Genomic DNA, 16,890 nt, shown 5'->3' on the forward strand with positions numbered 1-16,890 from the left:
GTACGGACCGGGCCTCCGCCCGGCAGTCAGAAGGACGATCAGCCCCTCCATCTCGTACAACCTTCAACTACAACGTTTCATTCCCGATTCTCAGGATTCGTCAGCGACGGCGCGCGTCAGCGGTTCGAGCTCGCGCGTCAGCGGCACGCACCCGCACGTCAGCGTCGGCGCTTGGCGTCCCGTTCCGCTTCGGCCTCTTCGACCAGAGCGCGGATCGCGGACATGATCTGCTCCGTGACCTCACGGCGTTGCGGCCCGGCGGGATGCGCGCGCGGCGGGGCGGGGATCGCCTTGCCGAACGTCATGGAGAACGTCTTGGGCTGGGGTGCGTTCGCGTCGACGGGCATGACGTCCTCCGTGCCGACGATGCCGACGGGCACGATCGTCGCACCCGTCCGGATCGCCAGCTCCGCAGCCCCGGTCTTCCCCTCGCCGATCGAGCCGTCACGGCTGCGCGTGCCCTCCGGGTAGATGCCGAACACGCCGCCCGCGCGCAGGATCTCCTCACCCGTCTCCAACGCCTTGACCGCCGCCGCAGCGGATCCGCGCTCCACCGGGAACGCCCCCACCGCGCTCATGAAGCCACCCACCATCTTGTTCACGGTGTTCCTGCGCTCGAAGTACTCGGCCTTCGCCATGAAGCTCACGCGCCGTGGCGACAGAGCGGACAGGTAGATCGAATCCGCGAAGGAGCGGTGGTTGCTCGCGATGATCACGGGCCCCGTCTTGGGGACGTTCGTGATGCCCGTGACCGTCGGCCGGTGCGCGGCTCGGATGGATCCGCGGAACATCGAGCGCATGGCCCTGTACTTGAACGAGAGCTGCTCGTCGCCGACACCCGCCGGAAGACCGCTGCTGCCGCCCTCGTCGGCCGCTCGCTCGATCTCCGATCCGGTCGCCTCGTGCTCGCCCGGGCGCTCCGCCGTACCGTCATCCATCTCGTGACTCATGTCCTGACTGCTGTCCTCCCGCACGGGCACAGCCCCTCGGGTGCCGCGACGCCGTCTTCCTGACTGAATGCTAGGAACATCGTAACCACCGGCCGCACGCGCGCCGCACAACAGCCTCGCCGAACCGCCTCGCCGAACCTCCTCGGCTCCGATCCGGTGAGAACGGTCACCTCGGCCCTTCTCGCCTGTCGCCCCGCCGGTGAGGAGGCCTAGAATCGAGTCTTCGTGCGCGGAGCCGCAGCCCGGCGCACCGCCTGCCCGATTGGAATCCCATGGCCCGCGGCCGTCCCCTCGGAGATCGCCCCTCCGCTCCCCGCTCCCCCAGCATGGCGCTCACCGCCCTGGCAACGGGCGGCTTCGCAGTCGGCACCACCGAGTTCGCGTCCATGACGCTGCTGCCCTGGATCGCCGAGGACCTGGGCATCACGATCCCCCAGGCCGGAATGGCCGTCAGCGCATACGCGATCGGAGTGGTCGTGGGCGCCCCGCTGCTCACCGCACTCACGCCGCGGATGGACCGCAAGCTGCTGCTCATCCTCGCCGCCTCCGCCTTCACGCTCGGCAACCTGCTCACGATCCTCGCGGTGAATCTGCCGATGCTCCTGGGCGTCCGGTTCCTCACCGGACTGCCCCACGGCATCACCCTGGGCATCGCAGCGATCGTCGCGGCGGGCCTGGTGCCGCCCGAACGGTCCGGCACCGCGATCTCGCGGACGATGCTGGGTCTCACGATCGCGAACATCGTGGGCGTCCCCGCGGCGACGGCGCTGGGAAGCGCTGCCGGCTGGAGAGCCGCCTACGTGGTCATCGCAGTGATCGGCCTCGCGACGATCGTCGGACTGCTGACGTTCCTGCCGGCGGTCCCCGCACGGCCCACGTCGTCTGCGAGGGCGGAGCTGAAGACCATGACCCGCCCTCAGGTCTGGCTGCCACTGCTCGCAGGAGCCGTCGGATTCGGCGGCTCGTTCGCGCTCTACACGTACATCACGCCGACCGTCACACAGGTGACGGGCATCCCGGGCGGACTCCTGCCGTGGGTCCTCGTCCTCTACGGCTGCGGCATGACGGCGGGCTCACTCGTCGCAGGACCGTGCCTGGACCGGTCCATCGACAAGTCCGCACTGGCCGGCGTCGCGGGCATGGGCGTGATCCTCGCACTCTTCGCCCTGCTGGCCCACATCTGGTGGATCGCCCTGCCACTGCTGTTCCTCAACGGCATCGCGATGAGCCTCTTCACGAACGGCCTGCAGGCGCGCCTGCTGCGCGAGTCCCCCGAGGCCCCGAACATGTCAGCGGCGATGAACCACGCCGCGTTCAACGCCGCGAACGCGCTGGGCGCCTATCTGGGCGGCGTGGTCGTCGCCGCCGGTCTGGGCTACCGGGCTCCTGCCGCAGTGGGCGTCCTCTGCTCGATCGCCGGCACCGCCGTCCTGCTCATCGCCTTCGGGATGGGCCGCCGGCGCCACCGCCAGCGCATCGCCTGACGCTGCTGACATCGCTGGCACCGATCCCGCAGAAGCGTCGGCCCGCGCCGCATCCATACCCATCACGTGACGAGTGACGTGAACCACAGGTATATTTCACCTGTATGTCCGCGGACCGGGCAGGTCGGCCATCCCGCCTCCTCCACCCGCCGCACACTCGGTCCCAGGAGGCACCACGTGAAGAAGATCCTGCCTGCCATCGCGGCGAGCGCCGCAGCGCTCCTCGCACTGTCCGGCTGCGGAGGGGATGATCCCGATGCGGCGGAGGAGGTCAACGGAGTCCAGCTGGTCAGCGCGGGGAAGCTGACGCTCTGCTCCGACATCCCCTATGAGCCCTTCGAGTTCGTCCAGGACGGCGAGAACGTCGGCTTCGACATCGACCTCGCGCAGGCGACGGCTGACAGCATGGGCGTCGAACTCGAAGTCATCACGACCGCCTTCGAAGCGATCCAGTCCGGATCCGCGCTGGACACCGGCCAGTGCGACATCGCCCTGTCCGGCATGACGATCACGGAGGAGCGCCAGACGCAGATGGACTTCTCCAAGCCGTACCTCAAGGACAACCTCGCCCTCATGACGAAGAAGGACTCGGACGTCGAGAGCATCGAGGACATCCAGGGCGAGGAGGCCGGTGTCCAGCAGGCGACGACCGGCGAGGCGTACGCCACGGACAACGGCGTCACTCCCGTCCAGTTCGAAGACGCGGGCCTCATGACCCAGGGCATCCAGTCCGGACAGGTCGACGCGGTCATCGCGAACATCTCCACGATCTTCGCGGCCACGGAATCCGACGACACCCTCCACCTGGTCGAGGAGTTCGACACCGGCGAGGTCATCGGCGCCGCGGTCAAGCAGGACAACTCCGCGATGCTCGAGCAGTTCGAGACGACGGTGACGGAGCTGCGCGAGTCCGGGGAGTACGACGACATCGTCGACCAGTGGTTCGGCGAGGTCGCGGACGCGGCTCGGCTGAGCGCTGAAGAGGCCGACGCGGGGTCCGCCTCCGAGTGACCCGTCCCGAGTGACGCATCCAGGGGGCCACCGGGTCGGCTACGATCACCCGTTGGCCCCCGCACGATGCTGCGCCCCCCCTCACGCAGCGGGGCGCAGCCCGCACACCCGCCTCTGCACACCCACCTCTGATCGAGGAGAGCCCCCGTGGCAATGAGTCCGCGCAAGCGCGCACAAACGTCCAGGATCGTGCAGTACGCGATCCTCATCGTCGCTGCCGCTGCAGCCGCCTTCGTCACCGATTGGCAGACGGTCGGAGAGAAGTTCTTCAACCCGGAGATCGCACTCCAGCAGTTCCCCGGCGTCGTCACGGTCGCCCTGAAGAACACGATCATCTACACCGCGCTGGGCTTCGTCCTCGCCCTAGCGCTGGGCCTCCTCCTGGCGCTCATGAAGATCTCCTCCGTGGGACCGTACCGGTGGCTCGCGACGCTCTACATCGAGTTCTTCCGCGGCGTCCCCGCGCTGCTCGTCTTCATCGCCTTCGGCTATGCGGTCCCGTTCGCCTTCGGCATCCGGCTCGACACCTACACCACCGTCATGCTGTCGCTGGGCATGGTGGAGTCCGCCTACATCGCGGAGACCCTGCGAGCGGGTCTGCAGGCGGTCCCGAAGGGCCAGTACGAGGCCGCTCGTTCGCTGGGCATGAGCCACACTCGCGCGATGATCACCATCGTCATCCCGCAGGCGATCCGCATCATCCTGCCCCCGCTCACCAACGAGATCATCATGATGACGAAGGACTCCTCGCTCATCTACCTGCTGGGACTCACTGCCAGCCAATACGAGCTGGCGAAGTTCGGCCGCGAGGCGATCTCGTCGCCGAACGCGGGCCTCACCCCCCTCGTCATCGCGGGCGCCGCGTACCTCGTCATCACCGTGCCGCTGGGCATGCTGGCCCGCAGGTTCGAATCGCGCACCGCCAAGCTGTCGAGAACGTAGGGCCGGGTCGATGAGCACCGCCGTCCCGAACCCGCACAAGGAGCGCCCATGAGCACCCCCGCCACCCCTCACGCGCCCGCAGCACAGGGCTGCACGATCACGAACCTCCACAAGTCCTACGGTGACGTCGAGGTCCTCAAGGGGATCAGCGTCGATGTGAAGCCGGGAGAGGTCGTCTGCCTCATCGGCCCGTCGGGCTCCGGCAAGTCGACGCTGCTGCGCTGCATCAACCTCCTGGAGCAGCCGAACGACGGCACGATCACCGTGGCGGGCTTCGACGCGACGGACCCGGATGTGCAGCTCGACGACATGCGGGCGCACGTCGGCATGGTCTTCCAGAGCTTCAACCTCTTCCCGCACATGAGCGCGCTGGACAACTGCTCGATCGCTCAGCGGCGCGTCCTCAAGCGGAGCAAGGACGAGGCGGATGCCCAGTCGCGGGAGCACCTGGAGCAGGTGGGGCTCGCGCACCTGGCCGACCGGTTCCCGGATCAGCTGTCCGGCGGTCAGCAGCAGCGTGTCGCGATCGCCCGCGCCCTGTCGATGCAGCCGTCCCTCATGCTCTTCGACGAGCCCACCTCCGCGCTGGACCCGGAGACCGTGGGCGACGTGCTGGGCGTCATGCGCCAGCTGGCGGAGGCCGGCATGACGATGGTCGTCGTCACCCACGAGATGGGCTTCGCCCGCGACGTGGCTGACCGCGTCCTCTTCATGGACGGCGGCGTCCTCGTCGAGCAGGGGCCCGCGCGCGAGGTCATCGGCAACCCCCAGCACGAGCGCACGCAGTCGTTCCTGGCCCGCGTCCTCCACCCGGACGGCACCGTCGACGGCTGAGCCGCTCGCTGCCCTGCGCTCCCCCGCCCTGCAGTCCCCGTCCCGGCTCCTGTCCTGCGAGCGAGACGGGGACTGCACCGCGTCCGGGCCGCGTGATAGGACTGTGGACATGAGCGACGCCACAGCCTCCGCCACCGCCGCCGCCGCCGCCGCCGGAGCCACCATGTCCGCAGGTCATCTCATCGTCCGTCAGCTGGAGGCGGAGGGGGTCCAGCGGATCTACAACGTTCCGGGCGAATCGTTCCTCGACGTGCTCGACGGGCTCTACGACTCCCCCATCCACACGGTGGTGTGCCGCCAGGAGGGCGGAGTGGGCTACGCCGCACTCGCGGAGGCCCGCCTCACCAGCCGTCCCGGGATCGCCATGGTCACCCGCGGGCCGGGCGCCTCGAACGCGATGATCTCCGTCCACACGGCGTACCAGGATGCGACACCGCTCGTCCTCTTCGTCGGGCTCATCCCCACTGCGCAGCGCGGTCGGGAAGCCTTCCAGGAGTTCGACCTCGCGGGATGGTTCGGCTCCACCGCGAAGAAGGTGCTCATCCTCGATGACCCGGATTCCGCGGCACGGATCGTCGCCGACGCACTCCACACGGCCGCCTCCGGCCGCCCCGGTCCGGTCATCGTGGGGCTGCCGGAGGAGACGCTGCTCGAGCAGACGACCTCCCAGCCGGTCGCGCCCCGTCCACGGCCCGCCCCCGCCCCCACTCCCGAGGACGTCGCCGCCCTCGAATCGGCCGTCGCCTCCGCGCAGAAGCCGCTGCTCATCGTCGGCGGGCAGGGCTGGACGGACGGTGCGGCTTCTGAGATCACCGCCTGGGCCCGCAGCCGTGGGGTCGGCGTCGTCGCCGACTTCCGCGCGCACGACGCTGTGGATCACGACGAGCCGGTCTTCCTGGGACCGCTGGGATACTCCAGCTGGCCCGGCACACGGGACGCACTCGAAGACGCGGACCTCCACGTGTTCATCGGCTGCGTGCGCGCCGACGTCATGACGGGCGGATACTCCTTCGGCGTGAGCCCGGACAGCACGCTGGTCGCGGGACCGGACCCGGACGCCCACGGGCACTTCGGGCCGCTGGACCGGCAGATCCTCACGACCCCGGAGGCCCTGTCCCGGGCACTGTCGTCCTCTGCCGCAGACAGCGGGTCGGCAGGGAACCCCGCCGGAGTCTCCGCGGGCGCCCGCGCAGCCGGCACCTCGGGCGCCGCCTGGTACGCGGACTACCGGGACCGGTACGTCCACTGGCGCACCAGTGTCGTCGGCGGCGAGCGCAGCGACGCGTTCATCGACCGCGATCGGGCCTACCGGGGTGCGGCGGACGTCCTCCCTCGCGACGTGATCCTCACGTACGGGGCGGGGAACTACTCCGCCTGGGCGCTGCGGTACTGGCCGCTGCACGGCCCAGGATCCGTCGCGGCACCGCGCAACGGGGCCATGGGCATGGGGACGCCCGCCGCCGTGGCGGCGGCGCTCACGTTCCCGGATCGCACCGTCGTGGCACTGGCCGGTGACGGCTGCTTCATGATGAACGGCCAGGAGTTCGCGACCGCCGTCCACGAACGCCTCAACATCACGGTCATCGTGGATGACAACTCCGTCTACGGGACGATCGTCGGACACCAGGTGCGGGAGTACCCCGGCCGCCCCTCCGGCACGACGATGACCAACCCGGACTTCGCCGCACTGGCCGATGCGTACGGCGGACGAGGATTCTCCGTGAAGCGGACGGACGACTTCGTGCCGATGCTGAAGGAGGCGCTCGCGTACGACGGTCCGGCCCTCCTCCACATCCAGACGGATCCAGAGGTCCGGCTGCCCCGGGTCTGACACTCACCGTCACCGCTGCACGATCGTCGAACGGAGACCCCCGATGCTCGATCTGATCCTCGACAACGCCCGGATCCGCACCCTGGACGACGACCGCCCCGGCGCGCGGACGATCGGCCTGTGGGGCGGACGGATCGTCGGCTTCGACGACGACGTGCGCAGCCTCAACGCGAAGCGGAGGATCAACCTCGACGGGGCGACGGTGCTGCCCGGTTTCAACGACGTGCACTGCCACACCACGTGGTACGGGCTCACGCTGGCCAGCATCGACTGCACCGCGCTGCCCGGCGGCCTCGACGAGGTCTACCGCCGGATCGAGGACGCCGCCCGCACCACTCCGGAAGGCGACTGGATCAATGCGACCGGATACGGTCACCGGGACTACGGCGGCCAGTACCCGGATCTGGACGTGCTGGACCGCATCACCGGCGACCGTCCTCTCTTCCTCCGTCAGCAGTCCGGGCACTCGGCCATCGTCAACACCGCAGCGATGGAGCGCGCCGGCATGCTCGCGCCCGGCTTCGCAGACCCGGTGGGCGGAAGAGTCGTGCGCGATGCCGGGGGCCGGCCGACCGGTCTCGTCGAGGAGACCGCGCAGGAACTCATCCAGGACCTCGTCCGCCCGTACTCACTCGACACCGTGGTCGACTGCGTCGACCGCGCGACCGCCGGCTACGCGTCGGAGGGGATCACGAGCTTCGGCGAATGCGGGATCTTCGCCGGCTGGATCGGGCACTCGCCCCTCGAGGTGCACGCCTATCAGTTGGCGCGGGAACAGGGGAAGCTGCGAGCACGCGCTCAGCTCCTCCCGATGGCCGACGGCCTGCACTCCATCGCATCGCACTCCGCCGACGGCTACGGGATCGGTCTGGACACGGGCCTGCGGACAGGATTCGGCGATGACTGGCTGAGCATCGGCCCCGTGAAGATCTTCATGGACGGAGCGATGAGCGGTGAGACCGCCGCGATGCGGGAGGACTACGCCGGCCGCGACACCGCCGGCTACCTGCAGGACGACCCGGAGAAGCTCCGCCGGACGATCCTGGACGCGTACCGGTCCGGCTGGTCACTGGCCGTCCACGCGATCGGCGACCTCGCGGTCGACCATGCGGTGCGCAACATCATCGAAGCGGTGGACACGTACGGACGCCGCAGCGTGCCGAACCGCATCGAGCACGCGGGAACGGTCCACGACGAGCATCTGCCCGCACTGGCGGAGTACGGGATCGCCGTCACCCCGCAGGCGGCCTTCGCCCGCGACATCGGTGCGGGGATGAATGTGTCCGCGGGACCCGACCGCCGCCGGCTCCTCTACCGCGCCCGCTCGTTCGTCGACGCGGGAGTCATGCTCGCCGGGTCCTCCGACCGCCCGTGCGCGGACGGCAACGCGCTGCGCGGGATCCAGGCCTTCGTCGACCGTCTGACCAGCACGGGCGATGTCATGGGCTCGGCGGACGAATGCCTCACCGCGGAGCAGGCGGTCACCGCCTACACCCGCACTGCGGCGGAGGCCTCCGGCCACGGTGCAGTGAAGGGGACTCTCACACCCGGCAAGCTCGCCGACCTGGTGGTGCTGGGCGACGACCCGCTCTCAGTCGATCCGACGACGATCAAGGACATCGACGTCGTCGCAACACTCGTAGGCGGGGACTTCACGCACTCGACCCTGTGACGAGACCGCCTCACCCCGCCCCGACCAGCAGCATCGTCGCGCCCAGGACGATGCCGGACAGGACCAGGGTGACGGTCGTGTACCCGAGGATCTCCCGCACCTTGATCCCCGCGACGGCCAGGAGGGGGATCGCCCAGAACGGCTGGATCATGTTCGTCCACTGATCGCCGTACGCGATCGCCATGATGACGACCTCCTGCTGGACGCCCAGCGCATCGGCCGGGGCGGCGAAGAGGGGCGCCATGACCTCGAACTGGCCGCCGCCGGACGGGATGAACATGTTGAGCAGCCCGGCCGCGAGGAACGCGAAGAAGCCCAGCGTCCCCGGTGTGGAGATGTCGATGAAGAACTCGCTGATGATCACGGTCAGTCCGCTGGCGCCCATCATGCCGATCAGTCCGGCGTAGAGCGGGTACTGCAGCAGCACCTCGCTGACGGTGTGCCCACCCTCCGCGACGAGCTTCGCGAGTTCGCGGGCGTTGCCCACCAGCAGGAGCACCAGGCACAGCAGCGTCCAGTTGACGATGTCCAGCGTGAGGTTGAAGCCGTTGCTGCCGAAGTACATGACCAGGTAGATGCCCAGGAACACGCCCAGGATGGTCGTGAAGCCGCGGAAGCCCTCCACCCACTCCGCCGGCGTCCTCTTCGTCCGTCCGGCGACCGCTGCGGGTGCGTCGCCCTCCGCACGGTCGCCGAGGCCGCTGTCGCCGGCGCGTGCCTCGTCACCACCGTCACCCGGACGGTCGAACACCCGGCCCGGGGCCGTCACGATCTCCTCGTCCTTCTTCGGGGCCAGCATCATCATTGCGATCGTGACGACGGCGAGTGTGACGATCGCGGCCGTGATGTTCCACCACGAGAACGTCGTGCGCGTGATGTCGACGAGCCCGCCGGGCAGGTCAGTGTAGGCGCCGCCCTCCGTCGCCGCGTTGAGGGGTCCCGACCCCGAATACCCCATGTGCCAGATGACGAACCCGCTGTAGCCGGATGCCACGAGCAGCGGGTAGTGGAGCTTCATGCCCCGTTCCTTCGCGGCGCGCGCCACCTCGATCGCCATGACGCCGCCCACCACGAGTCCCAGGCCGAAGCTGATGAGCGACGCGAGGCCCGCGACGACGGTGACGAAGCCGTACGCAGCCACCGGCGTCCTGGGCACCGACGCGATGCCGGTGAGCAGGCGGTGCACGGGCCTGGTGTTCGCGAGCGTGTAGCCCAGGAGCAGCACGAGGCAGACCTGGGTCATGAACGCGAGGAGGCCGGTGAGTCCCTCACCCCAGCCCATGACCAGTTCGCCCGGCGTCGTATCGGTCATGGTCAGGGCGGCGATCGCCGCGATGATCGTGAGGATGATCGCGAGGATCAGGGGGCCGGGCAGCCATCTCTCCACGAGATAGACGACGGGCCGGGTGAGTGCTCTCAGCATGATCGGTGGCCTTTCACACTGCGTCGCGCAGGTCGCGGCGCTTGATCTTCCCCGTCTGGGTCTTGGGCAGTTCGTCGATGATGTGGACGTGTCGGGGGTACTTGTACGCCGCCAGCCGCTCCTTCGTGAACTCCTGGAGCGCTGCGGCCGTCGTGGACGATCCCGGGCGCAGTGAGACGTAGGCGGTGACGGTCTCCCCGCGGTACTCATCCGGAGCGCCGACGACTGCGGCCTCGTACACGTCGGGGTGCTCGTAGAGCGCGTCCTCGACCTCGCGGGGCCAGACCTTGAAGCCGGACGCGTTGATCTGGTCCTTCAGTCGATCGACCAGGTAGATCCAGCCGTCCTCGTCGATGATCGCGACGTCTCCGCTGCTCAGCCAGCCGTCTGCGGAGAGGACGTGCGCGGTTTCCTCGGGCTTGCGCAGGTATTCCGGCATGACCTGGGGGCCGCGCATCTGCAGCTCCCCCTCCTGTCCCGCCGCGACCTCACGGCCGTCGGTGTCGACGGCACGGGCGTCGAGGCCCGGCAGTGGCACGCCGATCGACAGCGTTCCGCTGCCGCCATCGACCGGCGCACGCGCCCCCGGCGGCACGCCGATGACGGCGGAAGCGGTCTCCGTCATGCCGTAGATGTTGTGGATGTAATGGCCGAACCTCTCCTGGAACCGCTCCACGGTCGACGGAGGGATCGGCGCACCTCCGGAGTACAGCCACCGGACGGAGCCGAGGTCCGCCGCATCGCCGCGATCCAGGGCGAGGAGGGCATTGTAGACCGTGATCGCGCCGACGGTCACGCTCACGCGGTGCCGGTTGAACGACTCCAGCATGACCTCGGGGTGCAGGCGGTTGATGAAGACGAGCGGGGCGTCGGAGATGAGCGTCGCCGCGGCGGTGGCGACGGCGCCGGTGATGTGGAAGAGCGGGGCGACGGCGAGCACCACGTCCCCGGCCCCGATCCCCTGCCACGCGTTGAAGGAGACCGCAGTGCTCAGCACGTTGCGGTGCGTGTTGAGCGCGCCCTTGGGCGGGCCCGTGGTCCCGGACGTGTAGGTGAGCAGTGCCGCATCCTCAGCCCGGACCTCGGCGGCGGAGGGGGTCCGGCCCGCGTTCTCCTGCACCGCGGTGAGGAGGTCGTCGGCGCCGTCGACGACCACACGTGCCGCATCCTCGAAGAGGCGCGGATCGTCCTCCGACTGGAGGTCGAGGTCACTGGTGGTCATGCGCCACGCCACCGTGGACCCGGCGAGTGTCGAAGCCGCCTCCTCGCCCTCCCGGTCGAGCCCGATGAAGCCGATCGCGCGGGAGTCGTCGATGAGGCGACGGAGCTCGCCGCCCCGGTACATCGGGTTGAGGATGAGGACCGTCGCCCCGACCTTCCACAGCGCGAGCATCGCGATCGCGAACTGGGGGATGTTCTGCAGCTGGACGCCCACCACGTCCCCGCGACCCACTCCGCGGTCCTGCAGATGGGCGGCCAGCGCGTCGGAGTCGTCATCGACCCGTCGCACCGTGAGCGTGCTGTCGAAGTAGATCAGGCAGGGCGACTCCGGGGACGCGGCGACGCGGTCGCTCCACGCCGTGACGAGGGAGGTGGGGACGTGCGGCGGGGCAGCGCTGAGGCCGTCCGGGTACAGAGCGGTCCAGATCGGTTCATCAGCCATGGCCCAATGCCTCCAGTGCGCGCTTGGCCAGTTCCGGCACGCCCACCTCCAGCTGGGGTGCGAAGTCGTCTCCGGGGCGCTCGCCCGCCAGATAGCGGGTGTACATCGCCTCGCAGAAGACAGCGGACTTCCAATAGGCGAGCGCGCGGTACCACCCGAGGTCGCTGAGGTCGAGGCCCGATGCCTCTGCGTACCGCTGCGCGAGCTCTGCCGCCGAGGGGTACCCGTCGCGGCGGGTGACCGGCGACAGATCGAGTGCCGAGTCCGGCGATCCTGCCTCCGAGTAGTTCGCCAGCAGATAGCCGACGTCTGCGAGCGGATCCCCCAGTGTCGCCATCTCCCAGTCGAGGATCGCCTTGACCTCAGGGTCACCGGAACCGGTGATCATGAGGTTCCCCAGTCGATAGTCGCCGTGCACCACGGCGTGGCGCTGGGTGCGGGGAACGTCCGCGGCCAGGAGGTCCGCCACCCGCACCACGTCCGGGACCGAACGCTGCGTGTTCACGTCCCAGAGCCTGCGGAAGGTGGCCACCTGCCGATCGAGGTAGCCGCTGGGCCTGCCGATGTCTGCAACGGGCGGTGCGGAGACGTCGATGCGGTGCAGGGACACGAGCGTGTCGACCATGTTCATCGCGACCGCGCGGCGGGCCTGCGGCGTCTGGATCCGCTGCGGCTCCACATCCGTGATGACGTCGCCGTCCAGGTGGTCCATGACGTAGAAGGGAACTCCCAGCAGATCCGGGTCGTCGCAGACGGCGAGGATCCGTGGGACGGGCACGCCGTTCCCGGCGAGCGCCTGCTGGATCCGCGCCTCGCGCACCATGTCATGCGCGGATCGGGGCAGCGGCGGTCGCGGCCCGCGGCGCAGCACGACGTCGGCGCCGTCCCGCGTCACCCGGAAGGTCACGTTCGAGTGCCCGTCGCCGATCCGCGCGGCCGTGACCGGACCCGTCCCGATCCCGTGCGCATCGAGGAACCGTTCGACCACGTCGAGGATCAGCAGGGGCGACAGCGCCTCCGGCGGCACGTCCGCTGCGGTCGCGACGACCTCCGGCGCGAACGGATCCTCATCACTGTGCTGTGCCGTGCCGGGCTGTGTGCCACCGGCGTCCACCTGGGTTCCTGCGGACTGCTCGTCCATTCACCGCACCTCTTCCGTCCTCATCGACCGTCGTCTGCGCTGCCAGCGTGAACCGAGCGAGCGCTCGGTGAGCTTTCACAGTACTGTGGTCCACATCATGATCCGTGTCAATGAGCCGCCGTCCGAGGTCCCGCAGCGAAGGAGGCCCCATGAGCGATTCTGTGAGCACCGGCGTCGGCACCGACGCTGACGCCGACGCCGCGGACACGTGGCACGACTACGGGCGCTCGCGGCTGCACCCCGTCCTGGAGGGGGCGCTGCGCTGCTTCGCCCTGCACGGGTACCACGGCACGACCATCCGCATGATCGCCGCGGAGAGCAGCCTGTCCGTCGCGGGTGTCTACCACCACTACCCGTCCAAGCATGCGATCCTCGTCGCCGTCATGAGCCAGGCGATGGAGGACCTCTGGCAGCGCTCCACCGCCGCGGACGCCGCGGCTGAGGGCCCCGTCGATCGGTTCACCGACGTGATCACGTGCCTGCTCGAATTCCACACCCAGCGCAGAGATGACGCGTTCATCGCGCTGACGGAGATCCGCAGCCTCGACGCGGAGGCGCGCGCCGCGCACATCGCGAAGCGGGACCGCCAGCAGCGACTGGTGGAGGAGATCGTGGAGCAGGGCGTCGCCGACGGCGTCTTCGAGGCCGCCCACCCGCGGGATGCCTGCCGTGCGGTCGTGACCATGTGCACGTCCGTCTCCCACTGGTATCGACCGGACGGAGCACTCAGCAGCTCCGAACTGGCGCAGCGCTACTGCGCGATCGCACTCGCCGCGGTCGGCTGCCGCACGGTCACACGAGGCTGAGCCCATGCACGGCTGAGTGCACCTGAGGCGAGGCTGTGCAGCGCACGAGGCTGAGCGCACGTGAGGCTCTGAAGCACAGGGGTCCTTGCGAGCGCATACACTCGGGGAACACCGAATCCACGAGGACGCCTTCCGGCGCAGAAGAGGAGACATCATGTCTCGCAAGGGCTTCCCAGAGGTGGAGCAGCAGTACATCGACCACGCGCGCGAACAGACTCTGACCGCGCTCACGAGTCCGGAGACCCCGCAGCGCCTGCGGCGCTACTACTGCGTCGACACCGATTACGCCGGCGCGAGCTTCACCCGGATCACCCCGAACCCGTCCGATGCGATCTCCGCCTCAGACCTCCTCGCGACGAGCATGCTGTCCGTCTCGATCCCCGCGCACTCCGTGCGCCTGTTCGTCGAGGACAAGGGCACCCGCAAGACGGTGCGGCGTCTGCTCGAGGCTCTGCCGGACCGCCGACTCGAGGATGCGAAGGGCAAGCACTTCGCGCCCATGAGCGACTTCTACGAGTTCGTGAAGGCGAATCTGGGCCAGGCCGGCGCGGCGGACCCGAACCCCTGGGTGACGGCCAGCAAGCTGACGGCACGCAAGCGTCCGGACCTCTTCCCCGTGCGCGATGCTGCGGTCTGCGACTTCCTGGGACTTGCCGAGCTTCGGGACTTCGGGAAGGACTGGCGGGTGTTCCGCGAGCTCATGCGCGACGAGCAGGTGGACGACGTGCTCGACGACCTCCGCGACGGCCTCAAGGATCTGGCCTCGTCGTCGCCCTGCCGCGTGAAGAGCGACAAGGAGCGGCTCCGGGTCCTCGACGCGGCCCTGTGGGTCCACGCGACGGATGTAGATCCCGCACCGTGCGACGAACACGAGGCCCGGGACTGACCCCAGCGACTACGTCGAGGCTGTCACCGCGGCGGACGCGGCGATCCCCGCCGCGATGGCCGCGTTGATGGAGTCGATGGACGCCTTGACGGCCCTGCCGCTCTGCTGGGCGAGAGCCGGCAGCTCGTCGGTGATCTGCTCGATGCGCTTGTTCAGTGCACCGCCCTTCAGCCCCTCGGCCGCGGCCTCCTCCTTGAGGATCACCTTCGCGGAGTCCATGCCCCGCAGGATCCCCAGCACCATCGCGTCCGATACGGAGATCTCCCCACGGCCGGCCAGTGCCTCTCGCAGGCGAGAACGGGTGTGCGCTTCCGGCCCGTCATCGACGGCGGGGTACCGCTCGGGTCGCAGCCCGAGGTACTTCGCCTCCTCCAGATCCAGCACTCCTTGGGCCACGAGGCTCCGGGAGACGACCTCCCGCGGATTGAACCAGCCCGCGGTGACGAGCGACTGGACCCGCGGTGGCTTCGAGCGCTCCGCGAGCGCCCGGATGCCGAACTCCATGACAGCTCCGGGCCCGGCGTCCTCGGCTGCGCCCGGTGCGGCGCCCGGCGCCGGGAACGTGCTCCGTGCCTCGCTCCGGGCCTGCCCGGCGCCGCCTCCGACCTCACCGGCCAGCCATACCTTCGGATTCTTCCGGTCCTCGAACTCGACGCAGTCGGCCAGCGCCAGATCGGCCAGGAGTCCGGCCGCCAGCGCGTAGTCGCGGTAGCTCACCCAGGCCTCGGTCCGTCCGTCGTCGCGGGTGAGCAGCAGGAGCAGGTCTTCGCAGATGAGCATCAGACCGGCTCCGTGAACGCGCGCTCGAGGACGGCGAGGCCTTCCATCAGCTCCGCCTCACTCACGTTGAGCGGCGGGACCACGTGGATGCGGTTGTAGTTGGCGAACGGCAGGACACCGCCGGCCTTGATCCGACCGATGATCTCGTTCATCTGCGGCGACGATCCGCCGTACGGTGCAAGCGGCTCTTTCGTATCCTTGTCCGTCACGAGGTCGATCGCCCAGAACATCCCCGTGCCGCGCACCTCGCCCACGATCGGCGACCGCGAGGCGATCTCCCGCAGCCTCGGTCCCACGACCGCCTCACCCAGCTGCGCAGCATTCTCCACCATGCGCTCGTCCTCCATCGCTGTGATCGTCGCGACGGCGGCGGCGCAGGCCAAGGGATGTCCGGAGTAGGTGAGTCCGCCGGGGTAGGCGACGTCCGCGAAGGTATCGAAGATCGGGTCGCTGATCGCCACGCCGCCCAGCGGCACGTAGCCCGAGTTCACGCCCTTCGCGAAGGCCACCAGGTCCGGAACGACGTCGAAGTGCTCGAAGCAGAACCACTTTCCCGACCGACCGAAGCCCGCCATGACCTCATCGGCGATGTAGACGATGCCGAACTCGTCGCACAGTGCGCGCACGCCCTGCATGTACTCCGTCGACGGGATCATGATGCCCGCGGTGCCGGGGATCGATTCGAGGATGACGGCGGCGATCGTCTGCGGGCCCTCCAGCTCGATCGTGCGGCGCAGGTGCGTGAGCGCGCGCTCGGTCTCCTCCGCCTCGGTCGTCGCGTGGAACTCGGACCGGTAGAGGAAGGGGCCGAAGAAGTGCACCGTCCCCGCGTCGCCCATGTCATTGCGGAATCGCCGCGGGTCACCGGTGATGTTGATGGCCTGCTCCGTGCCGCCGTGGTAGCTGCGGTAGCGGGAGAGGACCTTGCGCCGCCCGGTGTGCAGGCGGGCCATGCGCACCGCGTGCTCGACGGCGTCCGCACCGCCGTTGGTGAAGAAGATCCGGTTGAGCGACTCCGGCAGCCGTTCGGCGATCAGCCGGGCGGCCTCGGAGCGCTTGTCGTTCGCGTGTGCCGGGTTGATCGTGCAGAGGACGTCGGCCTGATCCTTGATCGCTTGCACGACGGCGGGGTGCTGGTGGCCGATGTTCGTGTTGACCAGCTGCGAGGAGAAGTCGAGCAGCGGCCGAGCCTCCCCGTCGTACACGTAGGATCCCGCGGCGCGGGACACGACCATCGGCGTGATCTGCTTCTGCGCTGACCACGAATGGAACACGTGCGCGCGGTCCAGGTCGTAGGCGCGCTGCGACTCCCCGCGCAGCTCCTCCAACTCGTCCTCCGAGAAATCCAGCATCGTCGTCCTCCAGGCTTCCGGGTGGGGCCGGCCCTCACCGCAGTGACGTGCCGGGCAGCCTCCCCGGCCTCCCTTCCCACACTACGGTCCGTTCCCGCAGACGGATAGAGTCGCG

The 16,890-nt window shown here is 69.2% G+C and carries 14 protein-coding genes; 8 read left to right on the forward strand and 6 right to left on the reverse strand.

From position 1 onward, the window contains the following. Positions 1–158: 158 nt before the first annotated feature. The gene (locus FM105_RS13150) at positions 159–950 is read right to left on the reverse strand and encodes a lysophospholipid acyltransferase family protein (protein ID WP_256970404.1); all 792 of its coding nucleotides are present in this window, start codon (positions 948–950) and stop codon (positions 159–161) included. Between the two features lie 326 nt (positions 951–1,276). On the opposite strand from FM105_RS13150, the gene FM105_RS13155 reads away from it, so the two are divergent. The 6 genes from FM105_RS13155 (at position 1,277) to FM105_RS13180 (ending at position 8,724) form a co-directional block, all read left to right on the forward strand. Continuing rightward, the gene (locus FM105_RS13155) at positions 1,277–2,434 is read left to right on the forward strand and encodes an MFS transporter (protein WP_256970405.1); all 1,158 of its coding nucleotides are present in this window, start codon (positions 1,277–1,279) and stop codon (positions 2,432–2,434) included. 177 nt (positions 2,435–2,611) lie between these two features. Next, positions 2,612–3,445 (forward strand): ABC transporter substrate-binding protein, encoded by an 834-nt coding sequence (locus FM105_RS13160; RefSeq protein WP_087008968.1) that lies wholly within the window; start codon positions 2,612–2,614, stop codon positions 3,443–3,445. A gap of 147 nt (positions 3,446–3,592) precedes the next feature. Further along, positions 3,593–4,387 (forward strand): amino acid ABC transporter permease, encoded by a 795-nt coding sequence (locus FM105_RS13165; protein WP_218777960.1) that lies wholly within the window; start codon positions 3,593–3,595, stop codon positions 4,385–4,387. 48 nt (positions 4,388–4,435) lie between these two features. Further along, positions 4,436–5,221, forward strand: a complete 786-nt coding sequence (locus tag FM105_RS13170) for an amino acid ABC transporter ATP-binding protein (protein WP_087008977.1) — start codon at positions 4,436–4,438, stop codon at positions 5,219–5,221. 109 nt (positions 5,222–5,330) lie between these two features. Then, a complete protein-coding gene (locus FM105_RS13175) occupies positions 5,331–7,052 on the forward strand; it encodes a thiamine pyrophosphate-dependent enzyme (RefSeq protein WP_087008978.1) in 1,722 nt (573 codons plus the stop codon). 43 nt (positions 7,053–7,095) lie between these two features. Next, complete coding sequence (locus FM105_RS13180; protein WP_087008980.1) at positions 7,096–8,724, forward strand: amidohydrolase; 1,629 nt, start codon at positions 7,096–7,098, stop codon at positions 8,722–8,724. 10 nt (positions 8,725–8,734) lie between these two features. On the opposite strand, the gene FM105_RS13185 is transcribed toward FM105_RS13180, so the two are convergent. The 3 genes from FM105_RS13185 to FM105_RS13195 are packed head-to-tail and all read right to left on the reverse strand — an operon-like array spanning position 8,735 to position 12,951. Next, positions 8,735–10,147, reverse strand: coding sequence for a short-chain fatty acid transporter (locus FM105_RS13185; RefSeq protein ID WP_087008982.1), 1,413 nt, complete (start codon positions 10,145–10,147; stop codon positions 8,735–8,737). Positions 10,148–10,160: 13 nt separating this feature from the next. After that, positions 10,161–11,810 carry a class I adenylate-forming enzyme family protein gene (locus FM105_RS13190; protein WP_087008984.1) on the reverse strand — a complete coding sequence of 550 codons (1,650 nt, stop codon included), beginning with the start codon at positions 11,808–11,810 and terminating at the stop codon, positions 10,161–10,163. After that, positions 11,803–12,951, reverse strand: coding sequence for a phosphotransferase family protein (locus tag FM105_RS13195; RefSeq protein WP_087008986.1), 1,149 nt, complete (start codon positions 12,949–12,951; stop codon positions 11,803–11,805). The genes FM105_RS13190 and FM105_RS13195 overlap by 8 nt, the downstream gene beginning before the upstream one ends. Before the next feature lie 149 nt (positions 12,952–13,100). Between FM105_RS13195 and FM105_RS13200 the strand changes: the two genes are divergently transcribed. Continuing rightward, positions 13,101–13,757 carry a TetR/AcrR family transcriptional regulator gene (locus FM105_RS13200; protein ID WP_087008988.1) on the forward strand — a complete coding sequence of 219 codons (657 nt, stop codon included), beginning with the start codon at positions 13,101–13,103 and terminating at the stop codon, positions 13,755–13,757. Between the two features lie 154 nt (positions 13,758–13,911). Next, complete coding sequence (locus FM105_RS13205; RefSeq protein WP_087008990.1) at positions 13,912–14,643, forward strand: DUF6308 family protein; 732 nt, start codon at positions 13,912–13,914, stop codon at positions 14,641–14,643. 9 nt (positions 14,644–14,652) lie between these two features. Here FM105_RS13205 and FM105_RS13210 read toward each other — a convergent pair whose 3' ends face one another. Together FM105_RS13210 and FM105_RS13215 are read right to left on the reverse strand one after the other, a co-directional pair. Further along, positions 14,653–15,423, reverse strand: a complete 771-nt coding sequence (locus FM105_RS13210; RefSeq protein ID WP_087008992.1) for a GPP34 family phosphoprotein — start codon at positions 15,421–15,423, stop codon at positions 14,653–14,655. Beyond that, positions 15,423–16,775: an aspartate aminotransferase family protein gene (locus FM105_RS13215; protein ID WP_087008994.1), complete on the reverse strand. Its 1,353-nt coding sequence runs from the start codon at positions 16,773–16,775 to the stop codon at positions 15,423–15,425. The genes FM105_RS13210 and FM105_RS13215 overlap by 1 nt, the downstream gene beginning before the upstream one ends. Positions 16,776–16,890 lie beyond the last annotated feature (115 nt).

The sequence above is a fragment of the Brevibacterium yomogidense genome (genome assembly GCF_900163715.1).
Lineage (GTDB): Bacteria > Actinomycetota > Actinomycetes > Actinomycetales > Brevibacteriaceae > Brevibacterium > Brevibacterium yomogidense_A.